The 1,261-nt window shown below is 56.3% G+C and carries 2 protein-coding genes and 1 pseudogene; 1 reads left to right on the plus strand and 2 read right to left on the minus strand.

Annotation, left to right across the window (positions count from 1 at the left end):
* The first annotated feature begins 83 nt into the window (after positions 1-83).
* Entirely contained in the window at positions 84-665 is a 582-nt protein-coding gene (locus Q0362_RS05425) for a nitroreductase family protein (protein ID WP_298120884.1), read from the plus strand.
* A gap of 54 nt (positions 666-719) precedes the next feature.
* Here the strand turns inward: Q0362_RS05425 and Q0362_RS05430 are convergent, their stop codons facing one another.
* Together Q0362_RS05430 and Q0362_RS05435 are read right to left on the minus strand one after the other, a co-directional pair.
* Positions 720-1,085, minus strand: a complete 366-nt coding sequence (locus tag Q0362_RS05430; protein ID WP_298120887.1) for a hypothetical protein — start codon at positions 1,083-1,085, stop codon at positions 720-722.
* A pseudogene (locus Q0362_RS05435) lies at positions 1,085-1,261 on the minus strand (threonine aldolase); the annotation flags it as partial. The pseudogene Q0362_RS05435 and the gene Q0362_RS05430, both read right to left, overlap by 1 nt.

A 1,261-nucleotide genomic window follows, 5' to 3' on the forward strand; every position in this document is an offset into this window, starting at 1 on the left:
GCCCAGGCTGTTACTTCCAACGGCGCCGCATTCTGTCGCGGCCCTCACACGCATTATCGAAGCACCCAAACCAAAGGATCTGTATGTCACGCGCTGCCGTAACCAGCACCCCCATCAACCCTGTTCTAGCCAACCGTTGGAGCCCCCGCTCCTACGACGCAACGAAGACACTAACTAAGGCAGATCTGAACGCTTCATTCGAGGCTGCACGCTGGTCGCCTTCGGCCAACAACAGCCAGCCTTGGCGCTTCATCGTGGGTTTCCGCGGTGACGAGACCTTCAACAAGATTGTTCCCACCCTTGCAGGCTGGAACTCGGCATGGATGCCCAACGCTTCGGCCATCATCGTTGCTGTTGCTCAGACCGCTGGCGCTGACGGCACCCCCAACCACTACGCACTGTATGACCTCGGTCAGTCGGTAGCTCACTTCTCCGTTCAGGCCCAGACAGATGGACTCTATGTTCACCAGGTTGCAGGAACCGATGTTGAGGCTCTCAAGGAAGCTTTCAACCTGCCTGCAGGTTACGAAGCATTCCTCACCATTGCAGTGGGCAAGCTCGCTCCAGCTGATGATCTCCCAGAGGCTCTCGCAGAGCGCGAGAAGGCACCTCGTGTTCGTCACGAGCTTGCAGAGATCGTTCGCTACGACGCATTCGAAGACTAAATCTTCAACGAAGAACGCCCCCGAGAAATCGGGGGCGTTCTTGTTTGTCCGGATCTAGTTGTTGGTCAGACCCGCAATTGCGGTGTTGATTGCAGTTGCTGTGGCTTTGGCATCAGAACACCCAATGGCCAGCTTGTCCCACTTCTGACCCTGCAGGTCAACGACAACGACTTGTTCACCACGGTGCCAGTTAGCAAAGATGCGGTTGCCGTTTTTGCGGAAGTGTCCTTCGGCAACGAAGCCAGGCATGCCGGTTCCACCGACACGGAGACCGAGACCGTGACGAATGAACGTGGGGTCATCGGTGGCGTGAACCACAGCGGTCAGTGGAACAGAGATGTTCGAAGAAAGTGAGCCCACACGCTCCCAGAACGACATCTGGATTTCGAGCGAGGAACCAGTTAGAACGATCGTGGGCATTACTTGCCTTCCAGAACCTTCTTCACTGCCTCAGCGAAGTAGTCAATGTCATCTTCAGTGGTGTCCCATGCACACATCCAGCGCACTTCACCCGTGGCCGCGTTCCAGTCATAGAAACGGAACTCCTTGCGCAGTTCGTCAGCAACACCAGCAGGTAGGGTCACGAAGACACCGTT

This window comes from uncultured Aurantimicrobium sp. (assembly GCF_936931525.1).
Lineage (GTDB): Bacteria > Actinomycetota > Actinomycetes > Actinomycetales > Microbacteriaceae > Aurantimicrobium.

Bases quoted from the DNA above. Each gene is read 5' to 3' on its own strand.
- Q0362_RS05430 (WP_298120887.1), bottom strand. From the start codon at position 1,085: ATGCCCACGATCGTTCTAACTGGTTCCTCGCTCGAAATCCAGATGTCG.
- Q0362_RS05425 (WP_298120884.1), top strand. From the start codon at position 84: ATGTCACGCGCTGCCGTAACCAGCACCCCCATCAACCCTGTTCTAGCC.